Origin of the sequence: Streptomyces acidiscabies (assembly GCF_020010905.1) — a bacterium.
Classification (GTDB): Bacteria; Actinomycetota; Actinomycetes; order Streptomycetales; family Streptomycetaceae; genus Streptomyces; species Streptomyces acidiscabies.
Window position 1 is genome coordinate 3,075,006 of sequence record NZ_JAGJBY010000002.1, and the last position, 21,056, is coordinate 3,096,061.

Sequence of the window (21,056 nt, forward strand, 5' to 3'; positions counted from 1 at the left end):
TGATCGCCCAGGAGGGCCTGAGTTGAGCCGTAACGACATCGACGTCCTCGTTCTCGGCGGAGCCGGCGTCGACACCATCATCTCCGTGCCCGAGCTGCCCCTCCCGTACGCCGACAGTCATATGGTCGACGGCATCCACGCGCGGGCCGGGCAGACCGGGGACTTCGTGGCGTTGGGGCTCAGTGCGCTCGGGCTCGTGGTGCACCATCTCGACTTTCTCGGTGATGATCCGGAAGGCGTGCTGGTGCGGGACTTTCACCGGGAGCACGGCATCGCGCTGACCGCCCTGCCGCAGGCCGCCGGGACCAAGCGGGCCACGAACCTGGTGGCGCCGGACGGGCGCAGGCTGTCCCTGTACGACACGAGCCGCACCCGTTTCGAGGACCGGTTCCCCGAAGGCACCCTGCGGGAACTCGCCGCCCGCAGCAGGCACGTACATGTCTCGCTCACCCAGCCCTGCGCCGACGCCCTCCCGGTCCTGCGCGAGACCGGCGTCCCCCTCTCGACGGACCTGCACGACTGGGACGGCGAGAACCCGTACCACGAACCGTTCGCCCTCGCCGCGGACATCGTGTTCCTCTCGGCGGCGGCCCTCACGGACGTGGAAGCGACGATGCGCCGCATCGTGAGGGACGGCCGCGCGAGGACGGTCGTGGTGACGGCCGGCGCGAAGGGCGCGTACCTCCTCGAAAAAGGCGACCTGATCCACGTACCCGCGTCCCTCCCACCCGCCCCGGTCGTCGACTCCAACGGCGCCGGCGACGCCTTCGCCGCGGGCTTCCTGTACGGCACCCTGACCGGTGCGACCCCGCAGGAGAGCGCGGGATACGGCGCCCGCGCGGGAGCGTACGCGTGCACCGTCCCCGCCACCCGCGCCGCCGCCCTGACGAGGGCCGACCTGTGATGCCAGAACTTCACAAACACCCTCTACTGCGCAGGAGTTCGCAGAGGTACCGTCCCGCCCATGCCTCTACGCAAGCGCTTCACGACCTGGAGACCCCTCGCGGCCACCACCCTCACCGTCCTGGCGGCCTCCCTCCTCACCCCCACCGCGGCGCAGGCGGGTTCACGGGAGAGCCTGCCGGTCTACTCGTACGACAAGGCGATACGCCAGTCGGTATGGGTCGACACGGGCCTGGACGGGGACGGCGACGGCAAGAAGGACCGGGTCGCCGTCGACATCGTCCGCCCCCGGGAACCGGCCCAGCAGGGCCGTAAAGTGCCGGTGATCATGGACGCCAGCCCGTACTACTCCTGCTGCGGCCGGGGCAACGAGAGCCAGTTGAAGACGTACGACGCGAACGGCAACGTCGTCCAGATGCCGCTCTTCTACGACAACTACTTCGTCCCGCGCGGCTACGCGTTCGTCGGCGTCGACCTCGCCGGCACCAACCGCTCCGATGGCTGCGTGGACATCGGCGGCCCCTCGGACATCGGCTCCGCGAAGGCGGTCGTCGACTGGCTGAACGGCCGGGCGACCGCGTACACGACCCGCACGGGCACGACGACCGCGAAGGCCGACTGGACCAACGGCCGCACCGGCATGATCGGCAAGAGCTGGGACGGCACGATAGCCAACGGCGTCGCCGCGACCGGCGTCAAGGGCCTCAAGACGGTCGTCCCGATCAGCGCGATCTCCTCCTGGTACGACTACTACTTCCAGCAGGGCGCCCCGCTGTACGACGGCGGCCCCGACGACCTCTCCGACTACGTCGACAGCCCGGACGCCCGTGCCAAGTGCGCCGCCGTGCAGCAGCAGCTCAAGAACGGCGCGCCCCGCACCGGCGACTGGACCCGCCTGTGGACCGGCCGGGACTACGTCAAGGACGCGGGCAAGGTGAAGGCCAGCGTCTTCGCCGTGCACGGCATGCAGGACCTCAACGTCCGCACGAACCACCTCGGCCAGTGGTGGAACGCCCTCGCGAAGAACGGCGTCAAGCGCAAGATCTGGCTCTCCCAGACGGGCCACGTCGACCCCTTCGACTTCCGGCGCGGCGCCTGGGTCGACACGCTGCACCGCTGGTTCGACCACGAACTCCTCGGCTACGACAACGGCATCGACCGCGAGCCGATGGCCGACGTCGAGCGCCACCCCGACCAGTGGGAGACGTCCCGCGCCTGGCCCCCGTCCGGCACCCGGACGACGACCCTGCGCCCCGCGGCCGGCACGCAGCCCGGCGTAGGGAGCCTCGGCCTGCGCAAGGGCACCGGCACGGCGACGTTCACCGACAACCCCGCGCTGGACGAGACCGACTGGTCCGCGAAGATCGACACGGCGACACCGGAGAAGGCCGGGTTCACGACAGGGCCCCTCACACGCGACCTGCGCCTCGCCGGTTCCCCGACGGTCACCGTCACCGCGACGCCCACGACGCCGACGGCACACCTCTCCGCCGTCCTCGTCGACCTCGGCCCCGACACGATCCGCGACTACGCGGCGGCGGGCGAGGGCATCACGACCCTCACGGACCGCACCTGCTGGGGCGCGAGCACGGCCGGCGACAGCGCCTGCTTCAAGCGGACGGCGGCGAAGACGACGGCCGTCGACTACACGGTCGTCAGCCGGGGCTGGGCGGACCTCGGTACGTACGCCGACCCGGGCCACGGTGTCCCGCTCACCCCGGGCAAGCGCTACACCCTCACGATCGCGCTGGCCGCGACCGACCACGTCGTCCCGGCGGGCCACCGCCTCGCGCTGATCGTCGCGGGCACGGACAAGAACCTCATCGAACCCCCCGCCGACAAGCCGACGCTGACCCTGGACCTGTCCCGCACCTCGGCGAACGTCCCCCTCGTGGGCGGCGCCCCGGCCTTCGCCCGCGCGACGGCGGGAACGGTCACGAAGCCGCCGAGGACGACGGCTCCGCTGGAGGGCGTGGGCCCGAACGCACAGGCACGGCGCGTGCCGTAACCGGAACGCCGGGGACGCTGCCGCGTACGGCACTGTCCAGACGTACGGCGTCCCGCTGACAACCGGCGCCGCAGGGCTCACCTGCGGCGCCGCACCCCCCTCACCCACCCCCCTCCACCAGCTCCGCCGCCTCCCGCGCGCACCCCCAAGCCACCGTCACCCCCGCACCCCCGTGCCCGTAGTGATGCACCACGACCCGCCCGTCGCCCAGCACCCCCCGCTCCAACCGCACCACCCCCCGCGCGGGCCGCAACCCCACCCGGTGCCCCAGCACCCGCGCCCCCGCGATCTCCGGCCGCAGCCGCGCGCAGCGCCGGACGATCGCCTCCGCCACGGCGGGATCGGGTACGAGGGACCAGGCGCCCTCCTCGGCCGTGCCGCCCAGCAGCAGCCGACCGGGCTGGGGGAAGAAGTACGTGAGGGAACCGTCCGCGCCGTCGGACACGGCCCAGTTGTCGATGCCGGGGTTCTCGACGATCACCAACTGCCCGCGAACCGGGTGTACGTCGGGATCGCCGGCCAGCTCCCGCGCCCCGAGCCCGGCGCAGTTGACGACCACGGGCGCGTCGGCGTCGGCGAGACCGGTCACGGCACGCACCTCGACCCGGCCCCCGGCCTCCTCGAACCGCCTCCGCAGCCACGGCAGATACACGGCCATGTCGACCAACGGCAACCGGGCCCACAACCCGGCCCCCGCCGCGTACTCACCCGGCGTACAGTCCCGCAACCCCAACGCCGCCCCCTCCAGCCACCCCACCTCGTCGAGGGACGTCCCCCCGAGCACCCCCTCTGCCATCCGCACCCCGGCCGCCCCGCCTTGCCGCGCCAACTCCCGGTACACGTCGAGCGACTCCAGCGCCCAGGCGCGCGCGGTGAGCCGGGGCTCGATGTGGTACGGCCACCACAGCGCACCGGCGACGGCCGAGGTCGTCGCCTCACCCACCTCGCGGGCCCACACCCGCACCCGCCACCCCCGCTCGGCCAGCACCACTCCGGTCGTCAGCCCGACGACCCCGGCCCCGATGATCACGACGTCACGATTCATCCCCGGAACCTCCCCGGAGAACCCCCGCCTCATCCCCTCCTGGAACCCGGAAGCCCCCACCCCCCGACCCCCGCTAGGATCTACCCTCTGTGACCGCCACCCTCGTCGCCAAGAACCTCGCCGCCGGCCACGGCGACCGCTCCCTCTTCTCCGGACTCGACCTCGTCGTGGCCCCCGGGGACGTGATCGGCCTGGTCGGGGCCAACGGTGCGGGCAAGTCCACGCTGCTGAGACTGCTCGCGGGACTGCTCGCCCCGGAGGAGGGCGACCTCAAGCTCTCCCCGCCGACCGCGACCGTCGGCCACCTCCCGCAGGAACCCGAACGGCGCCCCGGCGAGACGATCCGCGACTTCCTGGCCCGCAGGACCGGCGTCGCCGAGGCACAGCGCCTGATGGACGAGTCCGCGCAGGGCCTCGCCGACGGAGTCCCCGGCGCGGACGACGCCTACTCCGTGAACCTGGAGCGCTGGCTCGACCTCGGCGGCGCCGACCTCGACGAACGCGCGGAGGAAACCGCCGCGACCCTCGGCCTCGCCGTGGGCCTGGACCAGCCGATGACGTCCCTGTCCGGCGGCCAGGCAGCCCGCGCGGGCCTCGCCTCGCTGCTCCTGTCCCGCTACGACGTCTTCCTCCTCGACGAGCCCACCAACGACCTCGACCTCGACGGCCTGGAACGCCTGGAACGGTTCGTGAAGGGCCTGCGCGCCGGCACGGTCGTCGTCAGCCACGACCGCGAGTTCCTCACCCGCACGGTCACCAAGGTCCTCGAACTCGACCTGGCCCAGGGCCAGATCAACCTCTACGGCGGCGGCTACGAGGCGTACCTCGAAGAACGCGCCACCGCCCGCCGCCACGCTCGCGACGACTTCGAGGAGTACGCCGACAAACGCTCCGCGCTCCAGGACCGCGCCCAGATGCAGCGCTCCTGGATGGACAAGGGCGTCAAGAACGCGCGGCGCAAGGCGAACAACGACAACGACAAGATCGGCCGCAAGTTCCGCAGCGAGGCCAGCGAGAAGCAGGCGGCGAAGGCACGCCAGACGCAGCGCATGATCGAACGCCTCGACGTCGTCGATGAACCCCGCAAGGAGTGGGAACTGCGGATGGAGATCGCCTCCGCACCCCGCTCGGGCGCGGTGGTCGCCTCCCTGCGGGACGCGGAGATCCGTCTCGGCGACTTCGCCTTCGGCCCGGTCACCCTCCAGATCGACTGGGCGGACCGGGTAGCGGTGACCGGCGCGAACGGGGCAGGAAAATCAACCCTGTTGGCAGCGCTCCTGGGCCGCCTCCCGCTGGACTCCGGTACGGCGACGCTGGGTTCGGGCGTCCTGGTCGGCGAGGTGGACCAGGCCCGCAAGCTCTTCTACGGTCCCGAGTCGCTGCTGGACGCGTTCTGCGCGGCGGTCCCGGACACGGAACCGGCGGAAGTCCGCACCCTCCTGGCCAAGTTCGGCCTCAAGGCGGACCACGTCCTGCGCCCGGCGGCGACCCTGTCCCCGGGGGAGAGGACGAGGGCGGGCCTGGCGTTGCTCCAGGGCAGGGGCGTGAACCTCCTGGTCCTGGACGAGCCGACGAACCACTTGGACCTACCGGCGATCGAACAGCTGGAATCGGCGCTGGAGGAGTACGAGGGAACGCTGCTCCTGGTCACTCATGACCGCAGAATGCTGGACGCGGTACAGGTGACACGCCGCCTAGAGGTAGCGGCAGGAAAAGTAACAGAGCGTTAAAGCCCCTTTAGGGCAACGCCCCAAAGGGGCGCGGGGAACTGCGCGACCAGCCACATCGGACCCGCAGTCCCCCGCGAACCTTTAGCGCTTCCCCCTCTTGGGATTTACCAGCCCAGCCTTCCGCAAGGCATCAGCCATCGCACTGTTGGCCGGCGCGGGCGCAGAAGCCGACCGCTGACGCTGCTGAGGCTGACGCCGAGGACCGGACCCCGCACTCGGTTTCGCCGCTTCATCCTCAAGCCGCAGAGTCAACGAAATCCTCTTCCGGGGAATGTCGACGTCAAGCACCTTCACCTTGACGATATCCCCGGGCTTCACCACGTCCCGAGGGTCCTTGACGAAATTCCGCGACAAAGCGGAAACATGCACAAGCCCATCCTGATGCACACCGACATCGACGAACGCCCCGAACGCGGCCACGTTCGTGACAACCCCCTCCAGCACCATCCCGGAGGACAAGTCGGCGATCTTCTCGACCCCGTCCTTGAACGTCGCCGTCTTGAAGGCAGGCCGAGGATCCCGCCCCGGCTTCTCCAGCTCCTTGAGAATGTCGGAAACGGTAGGAAGCCCGAACGTCTCATCGACGAAGTCACTTGCCCGAAGCGACCGCAGAGTAGCCGTATTACCGACGAGCGAGGCGACTTCCTGCCCGGACGTCTTCACCATCCGCCGGACGACGGGGTACGCCTCGGGGTGCACGCTGGACGAGTCGAGCGGATCGACCCCGTCCCGGATCCGCAGGAACCCGGCACACTGCTCGTACGCCTTGGGCCCGAGCCGGGCGACTTTCTTCAGCTCGGTACGGGACCGGAACGGCCCGTTGGCATCGCGGTGGGCGACGATGTTCTCCGCGAGCGTGGAGGTCACCCCGGACACGCGGGCCAGCAGCGGCGCGGACGCCGTGTTGACGTCGACCCCGACGCCGTTCACACAGTCCTCCACGACCGCGTCGAGGGACCGCGACAGCTTCACCTCGGAGAGATCGTGCTGGTACTGCCCGACCCCGATGGACTTGGGGTCGATCTTCACGAGCTCGGCGAGCGGGTCCTGGAGCCGCCGCGCGATGGAGACGGCGCCGCGCAGCGACACGTCCATGTCGGGCAGCTCCTGAGAGGCGAACGCGGACGCCGAGTACACGGAGGCACCGGCCTCGGAGACCATGACCTTCGTGAGCTTCAACTCGGGGTGCTTGGTGATGAGTTCACCGGCGAGCTTGTCGGTCTCGCGGGACGCGGTCCCGTTGCCGATCGCGACCAGCTCGACCGCGTGCTCCTTCGCGAGGCGCGCGAGCTTGGCGATCGCCTCGTCCCACTTGTTCGCCGGGACGTGCGGGTAGATGACGTCGGTGGCGACGACCTTGCCGGTCGCGTCGACGACGGCGACCTTCACGCCCGTACGGAAACCGGGGTCGAGGCCGAGCGTCGCGCGCGTGCCCGCGGGGGCGGCGAGCAGCAGGTCGCGGAGGTTGGCGGCGAACACGTTGACCGCCTCGTCCTCGGCGGCCGTCCGCAGGCGCAGGCGGATGTCGATGCCGAGGTGGACGAGGATGCGGGTGCGCCAGGCCCAACGCACCGTGTCGAGGAGCCACTTGTCCCCGGGACGGCCGCGCTCGGCGATCCCGAACCGCGAAGCGATGATCGGCTCGTACGACGAAACCGAAGAACCCGAACCGGCACCCGCACCCGCAGCGTCCGCCGAAGGCTCCTCCGGCTCCAGCACGAGATCGAGGACATCCTCCTTCTCCCCCCGCAGCATCGCCAGAATCCGGTGCGAGGGCAGCGCCGTGAACGGCTCCGCGAAGTCGAAGTAGTCGGCGAACTTCGCGCCCGCCTCCTCCTTCCCGGCCCGCACCTTCGCGGCCAGCCGCCCGCGCGTCCACATCCGCTCCCGGACCTCGCCGATCAGGTCGGCGTCCTCCGAGAACCGCTCGGTGAGGATCGCGCGCGCCCCGTCCAGCGCGGCCTGCGGATCGGCGACGCCCTTGTCCGCGTCCACGAAGGCGCTCGCGGCGGCCAGCGGGTCGACGGACGGGTCCCCGAGCAGGCCCTCGGCGAGCGGTTCGAGCCCGGCCTCGCGCGCGATCTGGGCCTTCGTACGCCGCTTCGGCTTGAACGGCAGGTAGATGTCCTCCAGCCGCGCCTTCGTCTCGGCGCCCCGGATACGCGCCTCCAGCTCGCCCGTCAGCTTGCCCTGTTCGCGGACCGACTCCAGGACCGCCGTCCGTCGTTCCTCCAGCTCGCGCAGGTAGCGCAGGCGCTCTTCGAGCGTGCGCAGCTGCGCGTCGTCGAGCATCTCCGTCGCTTCCTTGCGGTAGCGGGCGATGAACGGCACCGTGGAGCCGCCGTCGAGCAGCTCCACGGCCGCCCTGACCTGCCGCTCCCGTACGCCGAGTTCCCCGGCGATCCTGCCTTCGATGGACCCTGCTTCGGTCACGACCCGTACCGCCTTCTCCAACGTCAGCTTGCGTCGCAATTGTGGCAGGTGCCACTGACAGCGGGTGACCTGGTGCACGAACTCGTCCCGGACGGCCGTGGCCGAAAAGGTGGGAAGCGCGTCATTGCAGCCGCCCCGCCACCCGCGAAGAATCGGCGGCATGGAAGAGCGCACCGTCCTCGTCGTCCTCTTCGACGGCGTCCAGAGCCTCGACGTGAGCGGCCCGGCGGAGGTCTTCGCGGGCACGCACGTGCTCGCCCCCGGCAGCTACCGGATCGTCACGGCTTCCCTGGACGGCGCCCCCGTACGCACCACCAGCGGCTTGACCCTCGTCCCGGACACGGCCCTGTCCGACGCACCCGTCCCCGACACCCTGCTGGTGCCCGGCGGCCAGGGGACGCGGGGCGAGGCACCGGAACTCGTCGCCTGGCTGCGGGACAACGGCACGCGCGCACGGCGCCTGGTGTCGGTGTGCACCGGCGCGATCCGGCTCGCGCAGGCGGGGTTCCTCGACGGGCGGCGGGCGACGACGCACTGGGCGTACTGCGCGAAACTCGCCGAGGACCACCCGGAGGTCGACGTCGACCCCGAGCCCATCTACGTCCGTGACGGCGCCGTCTCCACCTCGGCGGGCGTGACCGCGGGCATCGACCTCGCGCTCGCCCTCGTCGAGGAGGACCTCGGCCGCGACATCGCCCTCGCGGTGGCCCGCAACCTCGTCGTGTTCCTGCGCCGCCCGGGAAACCAGGCCCAGTTCAGCGCCCAGCTCACCGCGCAGATGGCCCGGCGTGAACCCCTGAGGGAGGTCCAGCGCTGGATCTCCGAGCACCCGGCGGCCGACCTGGACGTCGATTCGCTGGCCGCTCGCGCGGCTCTGTCTCCCCGCCACTTCGCGAGAGCCTTCCGCGCCGAGACCGGCACCACCCCGGGCCGCTACGTGGACCGCGTCCGCCTCGAACACGCCCGCCGCCTCCTGGAGGACACCACGGCCGGCATCGAACAGATCTCCCGCACGAGCGGCTACGGCACCCCCGAAGCCATGCGCCGGGCCTGAGAGCCTGTGTCACATCCCCGGCCGGGCGCCCGCCGCCTGGCACGCACGCTCGCGGCGTTGCCGAACCGCCCACGTGACTCCGCCACGCGGGCGCTCCGGCGCCTTGCGATCGCACGCACCAGACGACGTGCGCTGATCCGACCGGGGATGCGACACAGGCTCTCATCAAAGCCCTCGGCACACCCCCGGCGGAATACCGCCGCCGCTTCCGCCCGACCACGACCTGAGCCACCCGCCCACGACCGGAAGGCCCCACCCATGCAGATCGCCGTCCTCCTGTTCGACGGATTCACCGCCCTCGACGCGGTAGGCCCCTACGAGCCCTTGGCGGGCGTCCCCGACGCCGAGATCGTCTTCGTCGCCGAGCAGACCGGCCCCGTCCGCACGCACACTGGACACCTCGCCCTCACCGCCGACCGCACGCTCGACGAGGTCACCCGCCCCGACATCGTCGTGGTCCCCGGCGGCCCCGGCCAGACCCGGCAGATGGACAACGAACGCCTCCTGGACTGGCTGCGCGAGGCCGACGGGGCCAGCACCTGGACGACGTCCGTGTGCACCGGCTCGCTGCTCCTGGGCGCCGCGGGCCTGCTCGAAGGCCGCCGCGCGACCTCCCACTGGCTGGGCCTCGACACGCTGCGCACCTTCGGCGCCGAACCGACCGGCGAGCGGGTCGTGTTCGACGGCAAGTACGTCACTGCGGCGGGCGTCTCCGCCGGCATCGACATGGGGCTCGCGCTGCTCGGCCGGATCGCCGGTGACACCGTCGCGCAGACGGTCCAGCTCGTCATCGAGTACGACCCGCAGCCGCCCTACGGCGCGGGCTCGCCGCAGAAGGCTCCCGCGGAGATCGTCGAGTCCCTGCGCGCCCGCAGCCGCTTCGTCCTCAACGGGACCAGCTGAACCTCGGCGCCCTGCGCTCCAGGAACGCGGCGACCCCCTCGGCGCCGTCGCCGCTGCCGCGTTCCGCCTCGGCCCAGTACGCGTCCCGGTCCGTGCGCCCGTTGGCGAACTCCTTCGCCGCCGCCTGCGTCAGCCGCGAGCGGGAGACCAGGATCCGCGTGAACTCCCCGACCCGCTTGTCCAGTTCACCGGCAGGCACCACCTCGTCGACGAACCCCGTGCGCAGCGCGCGCTCCGTACCGATCAACTCCCCGGAGAACAGCAGCCACTTCGCGGTCGCCGGCCCCACCAGGGACACCAGCCGCCGCGTGGTGGACGCCGGATAGACCAGCCCGAGCTTCGCGGGCGTCACCCCGAACAGCGCCCCCTCCTGCGCGAACCGCAGATCGCAGGCCGCCGCCAACTGCGCCCCGCCGCCCACACAGTGCCCGCGTACGGCGGCCAGGGTGGGCCGGGGGAACGCGGCCAGCGCCTCCTCCGCGAGGACCGGCAGCTCCCGCGCCTCGGCGGTCGACCCGCGCAGGCTGGAGATGTCGGCGCCCGCGCAGAACGTGTCGCCCTCCCCGGTGAGCACCAGCGCGCCCACGCGCGGGTCGTCCGCGAGGGACGCGAGCAGCGGCGGCAGGGCCCGCCACATGTCCGGGGTCATGGCGTTGCGCCGCGCGGGATGGCCGATGACGACGGTGGCGACCGAATCGGCCACCCGGTGGGACAGACGGGGCTCCATGTCAGGGGATGCTAACCGCCGCCCGGAGGAACGTTTCGGGCAACCGCCTGATCAACGAAACGGTCGTATCCGTAAACCGTCACCCCTAGGGACCTGCGATCCGATCAATATCGATCTATTTACGGCCAGTCAACAGGAGTGGACGGCGCCGTTGCCAACACTCGACGTGTGGTGACAACCGAGTACAGCGGCATCGAGGACAGAGGCGGCGACCGGACGATGGACGATCACGGGCGCGGGCCCGACCCACGCCCAGAGGGCGGCGACAGCACGACCGGGGCGGCGCCGGAGCCGCTGCCGTACGAGGGGGTGTGGCGGTTCACCGCGCCCGCCGTGGACGCCTCCGTCCCGCAGGCGCGGCGCGCCGTACGAGACCTGCTGCACCGGCAGGGCGTGCCGGTCGCGGACGACATCGTCGACGGGCTCCTGCTGATCGTGTCGGAGCTGGTGACCAACGCCGTCAAGCACGCGGCGCTGCTGTCGCCGACGCTCGCGCTGGAGGTGGCGGTCGGCGCGGAGTGGGTGCGGGTGTCCGTCGAGGACAACCACCCCTACCGCCCGACCGCCCTGGAGAACCCCCACAGCGAGACCGGCGGCCGGGGGCTGCTGCTGGTGCGGGAGTTCACCCGGGAGGCGGGCGGCGTGTGCGACGTGGAACACACGACGACGGGCGGCAAGGTCATCTGGGCGGCGCTCCCGCTGAAACCTTTGCGCAGGGGCTGACCAGGGAACCCGGGAGGCGGCCGGCCGCCTCCCACCGGTCCGTCCCTACCAGCCCGCCGCGTCGCCCGTCAGCTCGCGTACCGCCGGGCGCGCGGCGTCCAGGACGGTCATGAACCAGGAGGAGAACGGGTCCTTCGCGTGCCGCTCGGCGAGTTCCGCGGCCGTCACGAAGACCGTGTCGCCGACCTCCTCCGGGTCCGGCCGCACCGGCGACTGCACGAGGCCGACGAAGAGGTGGTTGAACTCCTGCTCCACCAGGCCCGATTCGGGGTCGGGGTGGTTGTAGCGGACGGTGCCCGCCTCGGCCATCAGCGAGGGGGAGACGCCCAGCTCCTCGTGCGTGCGCCGGGCCGCCGCCGCGAACGGGGCCTCACCGGGGTACGGGTGGCCGCAGCACGTGTTCGACCACACGCCGGGGGAGTGGTACTTGCCGAGCGCGCGCTGCTGGAGCAGGAGACGGCCCTGTTCGTCGAAGAGGAACACCGAGAACGCGCGGTGCAGTTGCCCCGGCGGCTGGTGCGCGGTCAGCTTCTCGGCCGTGCCGATCGTGACGCCGTTCTCGTCGACCAGTTCCAGCAGGATCGGGTCCGCGGTGCCGCTCGGTGAACTGTGCGTCGTGGTGGCAGGTGTGATCGGCATACCCATCCTTAGCATCGGTCCTCGCGCCCCCAGTCTGCCGTACACGTCCGGCACTCCCGGCGCGAAGCGGTGCCGGGAACGGGGCCCGATGGGTGATCTTGCCCGCCCCGGCAGCCCCGGAACCGCCCCCTGCGGGGCGCGGGCCGACAACCAACCCGGACGAGTGGTACGTCGCAAACACGGCCGAAAATCGGATGGTCCGACCACGTCCGCCGCAGCCCCGCAGCCCCGCAGCCCCGCAGCCCCGCAGCCCCTCAGCTCCTCACGCCCTTCAGTGACAGAGCCGCGCCTCATGCTGCGCGTGCCCGCTCGGCTCCAGCTGGAACGTGCAGTGCTCGACGTCGAAGTGGTGCCCCAGACAGCCCTGGAGATCGTGCAGCAGCTTCTCGTGGCCGATCGCGTCCAGGACGTCGGAGCGGACGACGATGTGCGCGGACAGCACCGGCAGGCCCGAGGTGATCGTCCAGGCGTGCAGATCGTGGACGTCCTCGACGCCGTCCAGCGCGAGGATGTGGTCGCGGACCTCGGTCATGTCGACGTCCTTGGGCGCGGACTCCAGCAGCACGTCCAGCGTCTCGCGCAGCAGCTTGACCGTCCTCGGGACGATCATCAGGCCGATCACCAGCGAGGCGATCGGGTCGGCGGTCTGCCAGCCCGTCGTCAGGATCACCGTGGCCGAGATCAGTACCGCGACCGAGCCGAGCGCGTCGGCGGCGACCTCCAGGAACGCGCCGCGCACGTTCAGGCTCTCCTTCTGGCCGCGCATCAGGAGCGTGAGCGAGATCATGTTCGCGACCAGGCCGATCGCGCCGAACACGACCATGAGGCCGCCCTCGGTCGGCGCGGGTGTGAAGAACCGCTGCACCGCCTCGTACAGCACGTACCCGCCGACCCCCAGCAGCAGCAGGCAGTTCGCGAGCGCCGCGAGGATCTCCGCGCGGGCGAGCCCGAACGTCCGGTGCGTACTCGCCGGCCGCCCCGCGAACCGGATCGCCAGCAGCGCCATCCCGAGCCCCACGGCGTCGGTGGCCATATGGGCCGCGTCCGCGACCAATGCCAGCGAGTCCGCGGCGAGTCCGCCGACGATCTCCACCACCATTACGCTCAGCGTGATCCCGAGCGCGATCCGCAGCCGCCCCTTGTACGCGGCGGCGGCCGTCCCGCTCGGCGGCGCATGACTGTGCCCATGACCGTGATCGTGTCCAGCACCCACGACAACACCCTCCCGGCGCTAGTTCCGGATCACAGTGAACTACGGGTGGGGGGTATCCGGCAACGCGGCACTGAACACCGTTGTCATGTGCTCTGACCTGCGCAAATGAACCGCAGGTCAGAGTCGGGGCGAGGGTTTCGCGAGTACGTGGACACAGGGGCCCGTGACAGAGGGATCACCGGTCGTCACCGCCCTGCCGGCACGGTTTGGCCGGAACCCCCTTGATCACCGATGATGATCTCGCCCGAGCCCGGTGTGGACGGTCTTGAGCACGGTTGAACGGGCAGTGAACGTAAGCCTTCGGGTATCCGATAGCCTCTGCCGTCATATCGCCCGCCCGGAGTCCGGGAGCAGGGCGCGGAACATTCGTCGTACGTGGCCGGGACGCGCCGGCTCTCAGGGAGTGAGTTCGGTTGTCGACCGCCATCCTCACCGGCACTCCGGTCCCCGGATCGTCGGTCGAGGCGGATCTGAGGTCCCTGGGGTTCGAGGTCAGGGTTGTCGAGGGCGCCGAAGAGGCGGAACGGGCCATAGCCGAGTCGCCGTGCGAGGGACGCGTCGCGCTGGTCGACGCCCGGTTCGTGGGGCATGTGCACGCGCTGCGGCTGGCCCTCACCGACCCCCGGTTCCCGCTGTCCGCCGTACCCGGCGCCGTCACCGCCCGCCCCGACGCCCGCGCCGCCCTGACGCGGGCCCTCGCGCGGGAGACCTCGGCGGGTGGCCGTACCGCGATAGCCGTCGACAGCGTCGCCGACCGTGTCGTCCAGGCCCTCGACGCGGAGGGCACCCCCCCGCACCGCCCCGCGCTGGGCAGCCTCGTGGCCGTCGTCCCGCAGGACCCGCAGGCCCGCAACGAGGCGCGGCAGGCGGTCGCCGCCGTCGACGACGAGGCCGTACGCCTCAAGTCCTCCGTGAAGTCCGGCGACGGCTTCTTCACGACCTTCTTCATCAGCCCATACTCCCGCCACCTCGCCCGCTGGTGTGCGCGCCACGGTCTGACCCCGAACCAGGTCACCACCGCCTCCCTGCTCACGGCCCTGATCGCGGCGGGCTGCGCGGCGACCGGCACGCGCGGAGGGTTCGTCGCGGCCGGCCTCCTGCTGATCGTGTCGTTCGTCCTGGACTGCACGGACGGCCAGCTCGCCCGCTACGCACTCAAGTACTCGACCCTTGGCGCCTGGCTGGACGCGACCTTCGACCGGGCCAAGGAGTACGCGTACTACGCGGGCCTCGCCCTCGGAGCGGCGCGCGGCGGCGATGACGTCTGGGCCCTGGCGCTCGCCGCGATGGTCCTCCAGAGCGTCCGCCACATGGTCGACTTCGCGTACCACGAGGCCGAGGACGACGTCGCGCCCCCCGCGACCGGACCGGTCAAGAAGGTCGGCCTGTCGGTGTGGATACGCCGCATGATCATCCTGCCGATCGGCGAACGCTGGGCGATGATCGCGGTCCTGACGGCTGTCGCCACCCCCCGCATCACCTTCTACGCCCTGCTGATCGGCTGCGCCTTCGCCGCCGCGTACACCACGGCCGGCCGCGTCGCCCGCTCGGTCCGCCGCCGCACCCCGAACACGGACCGCTCCGCGCAGGCGCTGGCGGACATGGCGGACAACGGCGCGCTCGCGACCCTGCTGGCCCCCCTCCTGCGGGGCAGGACCCCGCGCACCGGCCCCCTCAGCGCCGCCCTGGGCGCGGTTCTGGTGGTGGCCGCGAGTGCCGCGTGGGAGCCGGACCGGTGGACGGTCCTGCTCGCGGGCGTCTACGTCCTGCTCTCCGCCGAGGCGCTCGCCCACCCCCTGAGCGGCTCCCTCGCCTGGCTGGTCGTCCCCCTCTTCCGCACCGCCGAATACACCACCGTTCTGTTGCTCGCGGCCCAAGCCGACGTGAACGGAGCGCTTCCGGCGGCTTTCGGGCTGGTGGGTGCCGTCGCCTACCATCACTACGACACGGTGTACCGCATCCGCGGTGGCGCCGGAGCGCCGCCGGCCTGGCTGGTGCGCGCCATCGGGGGGCAGGAAGGACGGACGCTGCTCGTCTGCGTCCTCGCCGCCCTGCTCGACGGGAAGCCGTTCACGCTCGCGCTCACGGCGCTCGCCGTGGCCGTCGCCCTGCTGGTGCTCGTCGAGAGCATCCGCTTCTGGGTCGCCGCACACAAGGCCGGCGCCCCTGCCGTACACGACGAAGGAGAACTCGCATGATCGGCCTCGTGCTGGCGGCCGGCGCCGGCCGGAGACTGCGCCCCTACACCGACACCCTGCCCAAGGCACTGGTGCCGGTGGACGGCGAGACGACCGTCCTCGACCTGACCCTCGGCAACTTCGCCGAGATCGGCCTCACCGAGGTCGCGATCATCGTCGGGTACCGCAAGGAGGCCGTGTACGAGCGACAGGCGGAGCTGGAGGCCAAGTACGGCCTGAAGCTCACCCTCATCGACAACGACAAGGCCGAGGAGTGGAACAACGCCTACTCCCTGTGGTGCGGCCGTGACGCCCTCAAGGACGGGGTGATCCTCGCCAACGGCGACACCGTGCACCCGGTCTCCGTCGAGCGGACGCTGCTCGCCGCGCGCGGCGAGGGCAAGCGGATCATCCTCGCGCTGGACACCGTCAAGTCCCTGGCGGACGAGGAGATGAAGGTCGTCGCCGACCCCGAGAAGGGCGTCAGCAAGATCACCAAGCTGATGGACCCGGCCGAGGCGACCGGCGAGTACATCGGGGTCACCCTCATCGAGGGCGAGGCGACCGACGACCTCGCCGACGCGCTCAAGACCGTGTGGGAGACCGACCCCCAGCAGTTCTACGAGCACGGCTACCAGGAGCTGGTCAACCGCGGCTTCCAGATCGACGTGGCGCCCATCGGCGACGTCAAGTGGGTCGAGATCGACAACCACGACGACCTGGCCAAGGGGCGGGAGATCGCATGCCAGTACTGACCCGGCTGATCCCGTCGCCGGTCGTCGTGGACATCCGCGCGGGTGCCCTCGACGACCTGGCGTCGGTGCTCGCCGACGAGCGCATCTCGCACTCGGGAAAGCTGGCGGTCGCCGTCAGCCCGGGTTCGGGAGCGCGCCTGCGGGAGCGGCTCCAGCCGAGCCTGCCGGGCGCGAGCTGGTACGAGGTCGGGGGCGGCACCCTCGACGACGCGATCAGCCTCGCCAACGACATAAAGGCCGGCCACTACGACGCGGTCGTGGGGCTCGGCGGCGGGAAGATCATCGACTGCGCGAAGTTCGCCGCCGCGCGCGTCGGGCTGCCGCTGGTCGCCGTCGCCACCAACCTCGCGCACGACGGCCTGTGTTCGCCGGTCGCGACCCTCGACAACGACGCGGGGCGCGGCTCGTACGGCGTACCGAACCCGATCGCGGTCGTCATCGACCTCGACCTCGTCCGTGAGGCCCCCGTCCGCTTCGTGCGGTCCGGGATCGGGGACGCGATCTCCAACATCTCGGCCGTCGCGGACTGGGAGCTGTCCAACCGGGTCAACGGCGAGAAGATCGACGGCCTCGCCGCCGCCATGGCCCGCCAGGCCGGCGAAGCGGTGCTGCGCCACCCCGGGGGCGTCGGCGACGACGGGTTCCTCCAGGTCCTCGCCGAGGCGCTGGTCCTCACCGGGATCGCGATGTCCGTCTCCGGCGACTCGCGGCCCTCCTCCGGCGCCTGCCACGAGATCAACCACGCCTTCGACCTGCTGTTCCCCAAGCGTGCCGCGGCACACGGCGAGCAGTGCGGACTCGGTGCCGCGTTCGCCATGTACCTGCGGGGCGCGCACGAGGAGTCCGCGTACATGGTGGAGGTCCTGCGCCGCCACGGGCTGCCGGTGCTGCCGGAGGAGATCGGCTTCAGCGTGGACGAGTTCGTCCAGGCCGTCGAGTTCGCCCCGCAGACCCGGCCGGGCCGCTACACGATCCTCGAACACCTCGACCTCAAGACCGACCAGATCAAGGACGTCTACGCCGACTATGTCAAGGCCATCGGTAGCTGAACTCCGGCCGGTAGTCCACCCCGCCGGGGTCAAGGACCGCCGCAGCGGCGAGCACTGGATGGGCCGCCTCTACATGCGCGAGGTGTCCCTCAGGATCGACCGCTACCTGGTCAACACCCGCGTCACACCGAACCAGTTGACGTACCTGATGACGGTCTGCGGCGTCCTGGCCGCACCCGCCCTCCTGGTGCCCGGCATCTGGGGCGCGGTCCTCGGTGTCGTCGCGGTGCAGCTGTACCTCCTGCTGGACTGCGTGGACGGCGAGATCGCGCGCTGGCGCAAGCAGTACTCGCTGGCCGGGGTCTACCTGGACCGCGTCGGCGCCTACCTGACCGACGCGGCCGTCCTCGTCGGCCTCGGCCTGCGCGCCGCCGACGTGTTCGGGAGCGGCCGTATCGACTGGCTGTGGGCGTTCCTCGGGACGCTCGCCGCGCTCGGCGCGATCCTGATCAAGGCCGAGACGGACCTGGTCGGGGTGGCCCGGCACCAGAACGGGATGGCGCCGGTGAAGGAGTCGGCGTCCGAGCCGCGCTCCTCCGGGATGGCGTTCGCCCGCAAGGCCGCCGCCGCGCTCAAGTTCCACCGGCTGATCCTCGGCATCGAGGCGTCCTTGCTGATCCTGGTCCTCGCGGTCGCCGACCACTACCACGGCGACCTGTTCTGGACCCGCCTCGGCACCGCCGTCCTCGCCGGTATCGCGCTGCTCCAGACGCTGCTGCACCTGGTGTCGGTGCTGGTCTCCAGCAGGCTGAAGTGACCACCGTCGAGGCCGGCCCGAAGGTCGGCGCCGTCGTCATCACGATGGGCAACCGCCCCGAGGAACTGCGGGCGCTGCTCGACTCGGTCGCCAAGCAGGACGGCGACCCGGTCGAGGTGGTCGTGGTCGGCAACGGCTCGCCCGTCCCCGACGTACCCGAGGGCGTGCGCACGGTCGAGCTGCCGGAGAACCTCGGCATCCCGGGCGGGCGCAACGTCGGCATCGAGGCGTTCGGGCCGAGCGGGCGGGACGTCGACATACTGCTGTTCCTCGACGACGACGGCCTGCTGCCGGAGCACGACACCGCCGAGCTGTGCCGCAGGGCGTTCGCCGAGGACGCGCGGCTCGGGATCGTCAGCTTCCGCATCGCCGACCCCGAGACGGGGGTGACGCAGCGCCGGCACGTGCCGAGGCTGCGGGCCTCCGACCCGATGCGCTCCTCGCGGGTCACGACGTTCCTCGGCGGCGCCAACGCCGTACGCACCCAGGTGTTCGCCGAGGTCGGCGGGTTGCCGGACGCGTTCTTCTACGCCCACGAGGAGACCGACCTCGCCTGGCGGGCGCTGGACGCGGGGTGGGGGATCGACTACCGGTCCGACATGGTGCTGTTCCACCCGACGACGGCGCCCTCGCGGCACGCGGTCTACCACCGGATGGTGGCCCGCAACCGCGTGTGGCTGGCCCGCCGTAACCTGCCCGCCGTCCTGGTCCCGGTCTACCTCGGGGTGTGGCTGGCGCTGACCCTGGTCCGCCGGCCCTCCATATCCGCGCTGAAGGCGTGGTTCGGAGGTTTCCGGGAAGGCTGGAGAACCGACTGCGGCCCACGCAGGCCGATGCGGTGGCGTACGGTGTGGCGGCTGACCCGACTGGGCCGTCCGCCGATCATCTGAAAAGCTCGTCCCTCAGGCCCGGTCGGCAACGGGAATCCGGCGACAGGGCCTACCAGGTCACCCCCGGCCGCGAGACGGCCCCCGCCTCGTGCCAGGCCCGCCCAGGCCGCGCATCCCGAGACGAAAGTTTCCGCTTGTGAGTGAGAGAACCCATGAAGGCGGCGTCATGACGAGTGAGCCCCCGTCACCGGACGACGGACTCACGCCGCTCCAGCTCGCCGAGAAGTACGGCCTCGCGGTCAGCGGCGCCCGGCCGGGCCTGCGCGCCTATGTCCGCCAGCTGTGGGGGCGGCGCCACTTCATCCTGGCCTTCTCCTCGGCGAAGCTGGCCGCGCAGTACAGCCAGGCCAAGCTGGGCCAGCTGTGGCAGGTGGCGACGCCGCTGCTGAACGCGGTCGTGTACTTCCTGATCTTCGGGCTCATCCTGAACGCCGGGAAGGGCATGCCGAAGGACGTCTACATCCCGTTCCTCGTCACGGGCATCTTCGTCTTCACCTTCACGCAGAGCTCGGTCATGTCGGGCGTGCGGGCGATCTCCGGCAACCTCGGCCTGGTGCGCGCGCTGCACTTCCCGCGCGCGTCCCTGCCGATCTCCTTCGCGCTCCAGCAGCTCCAGCAGCTGCTGTGGTCGATGCTGGTGCTGTTCCTGGTCGTGATGGCGTTCGGCAGCTACCCGGACCCGTCCTGGGCGCTGATCGTGCCGGTGCTGGCGCTCCAGTTCCTCTTCAACACCGGCCTCGCCCTGATCTTCGCCCGCGCGGGCGCCAAGACCCCCGACCTCGCGCAGCTCATGCCGTTCGTGCTGCGGACGTGGATGTACGCGTCGGGCGTCATGTTCTCCATCCCGGTGTACCTCGCGGAGCGGCCCGGCTGGGTCTCCACGGTGCTCCAGTGGAACCCGACGGCCGTCTACATGGACCTGATGCGTTTCGCCCTGATCGAGGACTACGGCTCGTCCAACCTCCCCGACCACGTCTGGATGGTCGCGGGCGGCTGGGCCGTCCTGTTCGCCGTCGGCGGCTTCGTGTACTTCTGGCAGGCGGAGGAGAGGTACGGCCGTGGCTGAGCAGAACCCGAAGGTCCCCACCGTCATCGCGCAGGACGTGCACATCGTCTACCGCGTCAACGGCGCCAAGGGCGGCAAGGGCAGCGCGACCGCCGCGCTGAGCCGGATCGTCCGGCGGAAGAAGACCGGCGAGGAGCGCGGCGTCCGCAAGGTCCACGCCGTACGGGGTGTGTCGTTCACCGCGTACCGGGGCGAGGCGATCGGGCTGATCGGCACCAACGGCTCGGGCAAGTCGACGCTGCTGCGGGCGATCGCCGGGCTGCTGCCGCCGGAGAGCGGCAAGGTGTACACCGACGGGCAGCCCTCGCTGCTCGGCGTCAACGCGGCCCTGATGAACGACCTGACCGGCGAGCGCAACGTCGTCCTCGGCGGGCTGGCCATGGGCATGTCCCGGGAGCAGGTCAAGGAGCGCTACCAGGAGATCGTCGACTTCTCGGGCATCAACGAGAAGGGCGACTTCATCTCGCTGCCGATGCGCACCTATTCCTCCGGGATGGCGGCGCGGCTGCGGTTCTCCATCGCCGCCGCCAAGGACCACGACGTCCTGATGATCGACGAGGCGCTCGCGACCGGCGACCGCAAGTTCCAGGTGCGCTCCGAGGAACGCATCCGGGAGCTGCGCAAGCAGGCGGGCACGGTGTTCCTCGTCAGCCACAGCAACAAGTCGATCCGCGACACCTGCGACCGGGTCCTGTGGCTGGAGCGCGGCGAGCTGCGGATGGACGGTCCGACGGACGCGGTGATCAAGGAGTACGAGAAGTTCACGGGCAAATAGCCCGCCGGACACCGGGGCCCCGTCGGAACCTTCCGGCGGGGCCTCGCGTCTGCAAAAGAAATGTCAACTCGGCGGGCCCCAAGGAATCTTGACGGCAATCGGTGTGTTGTTGTGATCTGCGGGAGACCCCGACGAACCACCGTGCGCTGTACAACGTAAGCTGTAGCGGTCTCGAATCGCGGCAAGTGGGGCGATAACGTGCGCGGACG

General features: G+C 71.1%; 17 protein-coding genes and 1 pseudogene. 13 read left to right on the plus strand and 5 right to left on the minus strand.

The window, feature by feature from the left end:
* Positions 1–22: 22 nt before the first annotated feature.
* Complete coding sequence (locus J8M50_RS40075) at positions 23–904, plus strand: adenosine kinase (protein WP_010356586.1); 882 nt, start codon at positions 23–25, stop codon at positions 902–904.
* A gap of 60 nt (positions 905–964) precedes the next feature.
* The gene (locus tag J8M50_RS40080; RefSeq protein ID WP_010356587.1) at positions 965–2,911 is read left to right on the plus strand and encodes a Xaa-Pro dipeptidyl-peptidase; all 1,947 of its coding nucleotides are present in this window, start codon (positions 965–967) and stop codon (positions 2,909–2,911) included.
* Positions 2,912–3,011: 100 nt separating this feature from the next.
* On the opposite strand, the gene J8M50_RS40085 is transcribed toward J8M50_RS40080, so the two are convergent.
* Entirely contained in the window at positions 3,012–3,956 is a 945-nt protein-coding gene (locus J8M50_RS40085; protein ID WP_029184237.1) for an FAD-dependent oxidoreductase, read from the minus strand.
* A gap of 89 nt (positions 3,957–4,045) precedes the next feature.
* On the opposite strand from J8M50_RS40085, the gene J8M50_RS40090 reads away from it, so the two are divergent.
* Positions 4,046–5,686 (plus strand): ABC-F family ATP-binding cassette domain-containing protein, encoded by a 1,641-nt coding sequence (locus tag J8M50_RS40090; protein ID WP_010356589.1) that lies wholly within the window; start codon positions 4,046–4,048, stop codon positions 5,684–5,686.
* 81 nt (positions 5,687–5,767) lie between these two features.
* Here J8M50_RS40090 and J8M50_RS40095 read toward each other — a convergent pair whose 3' ends face one another.
* Positions 5,768–8,119 (minus strand): Tex family protein, encoded by a 2,352-nt coding sequence (locus J8M50_RS40095; RefSeq protein WP_100216843.1) that lies wholly within the window; start codon positions 8,117–8,119, stop codon positions 5,768–5,770.
* 160 nt (positions 8,120–8,279) lie between these two features.
* Between J8M50_RS40095 and J8M50_RS40100 the strand changes: the two are divergent.
* Both J8M50_RS40100 and J8M50_RS40105 read left to right on the plus strand, forming a co-directional pair.
* Positions 8,280–9,170 (plus strand): annotated as a pseudogene (locus J8M50_RS40100) (GlxA family transcriptional regulator); the annotation flags it as partial.
* Positions 9,171–9,431: 261 nt separating this feature from the next.
* On the plus strand, positions 9,432–10,076 hold the full coding sequence (locus J8M50_RS40105) for a DJ-1/PfpI family protein (RefSeq protein ID WP_010356595.1): 645 nt from the start codon (positions 9,432–9,434) through the stop codon (positions 10,074–10,076).
* On the opposite strand, the gene J8M50_RS40110 is transcribed toward J8M50_RS40105, so the two are convergent.
* Entirely contained in the window at positions 10,060–10,803 is a 744-nt protein-coding gene (locus J8M50_RS40110) for an enoyl-CoA hydratase/isomerase family protein (protein WP_010356597.1), read from the minus strand. The two genes, J8M50_RS40105 and J8M50_RS40110, sit on opposite strands and share 17 nt — an antisense overlap.
* Positions 10,804–11,022: 219 nt before the next feature.
* Between J8M50_RS40110 and J8M50_RS40115 the strand changes: the two genes are divergently transcribed.
* Positions 11,023–11,526 (plus strand): ATP-binding protein, encoded by a 504-nt coding sequence (locus J8M50_RS40115; protein WP_050987323.1) that lies wholly within the window; start codon positions 11,023–11,025, stop codon positions 11,524–11,526.
* A gap of 45 nt (positions 11,527–11,571) precedes the next feature.
* Here the strand turns inward: J8M50_RS40115 and idi are convergent, their stop codons facing one another.
* Positions 11,572–12,165: an isopentenyl-diphosphate Delta-isomerase gene (gene idi / locus J8M50_RS40120; protein ID WP_010356600.1), complete on the minus strand. Its 594-nt coding sequence runs from the start codon at positions 12,163–12,165 to the stop codon at positions 11,572–11,574.
* A gap of 271 nt (positions 12,166–12,436) precedes the next feature.
* Positions 12,437–13,378, minus strand: coding sequence for a cation diffusion facilitator family transporter (locus J8M50_RS40125; RefSeq protein WP_029184240.1), 942 nt, complete (start codon positions 13,376–13,378; stop codon positions 12,437–12,439).
* Between the two features lie 413 nt (positions 13,379–13,791).
* On the opposite strand from J8M50_RS40125, the gene J8M50_RS40130 reads away from it, so the two are divergent.
* The 7 genes from J8M50_RS40130 to J8M50_RS40160 all read left to right on the plus strand — a co-directional run bounded on the left by J8M50_RS40130 (position 13,792) and on the right by J8M50_RS40160 (position 20,847).
* A complete protein-coding gene (locus J8M50_RS40130) occupies positions 13,792–15,576 on the plus strand; it encodes a DUF5941 domain-containing protein (RefSeq protein WP_010356603.1) in 1,785 nt (594 codons plus the stop codon).
* Positions 15,573–16,310, plus strand: coding sequence for a phosphocholine cytidylyltransferase family protein (locus J8M50_RS40135; protein WP_010356604.1), 738 nt, complete (start codon positions 15,573–15,575; stop codon positions 16,308–16,310). The genes J8M50_RS40130 and J8M50_RS40135 overlap by 4 nt, the downstream gene beginning before the upstream one ends.
* On the plus strand, positions 16,298–17,359 hold the full coding sequence (locus J8M50_RS40140; protein ID WP_010356606.1) for an iron-containing alcohol dehydrogenase family protein: 1,062 nt from the start codon (positions 16,298–16,300) through the stop codon (positions 17,357–17,359). The genes J8M50_RS40135 and J8M50_RS40140 overlap by 13 nt, the downstream gene beginning before the upstream one ends.
* Positions 17,337–18,116 carry a CDP-alcohol phosphatidyltransferase family protein gene (locus tag J8M50_RS40145; RefSeq protein ID WP_075660927.1) on the plus strand — a complete coding sequence of 260 codons (780 nt, stop codon included), beginning with the start codon at positions 17,337–17,339 and terminating at the stop codon, positions 18,114–18,116. The genes J8M50_RS40140 and J8M50_RS40145 overlap by 23 nt, the downstream gene beginning before the upstream one ends.
* 44 nt (positions 18,117–18,160) lie before the next feature.
* Entirely contained in the window at positions 18,161–19,006 is an 846-nt protein-coding gene (locus J8M50_RS40150) for a glycosyltransferase family 2 protein (protein WP_040837461.1), read from the plus strand.
* 136 nt (positions 19,007–19,142) lie between these two features.
* Positions 19,143–20,072 carry an ABC transporter permease gene (locus J8M50_RS40155; protein WP_029184241.1) on the plus strand — a complete coding sequence of 310 codons (930 nt, stop codon included), beginning with the start codon at positions 19,143–19,145 and terminating at the stop codon, positions 20,070–20,072.
* Positions 20,065–20,847, plus strand: coding sequence for an ABC transporter ATP-binding protein (locus J8M50_RS40160; RefSeq protein WP_010356612.1), 783 nt, complete (start codon positions 20,065–20,067; stop codon positions 20,845–20,847). Before J8M50_RS40155 ends, J8M50_RS40160 begins: the two co-directional genes overlap by 8 nt.
* The last annotated feature ends 209 nt before the right edge of the window (positions 20,848–21,056 follow it).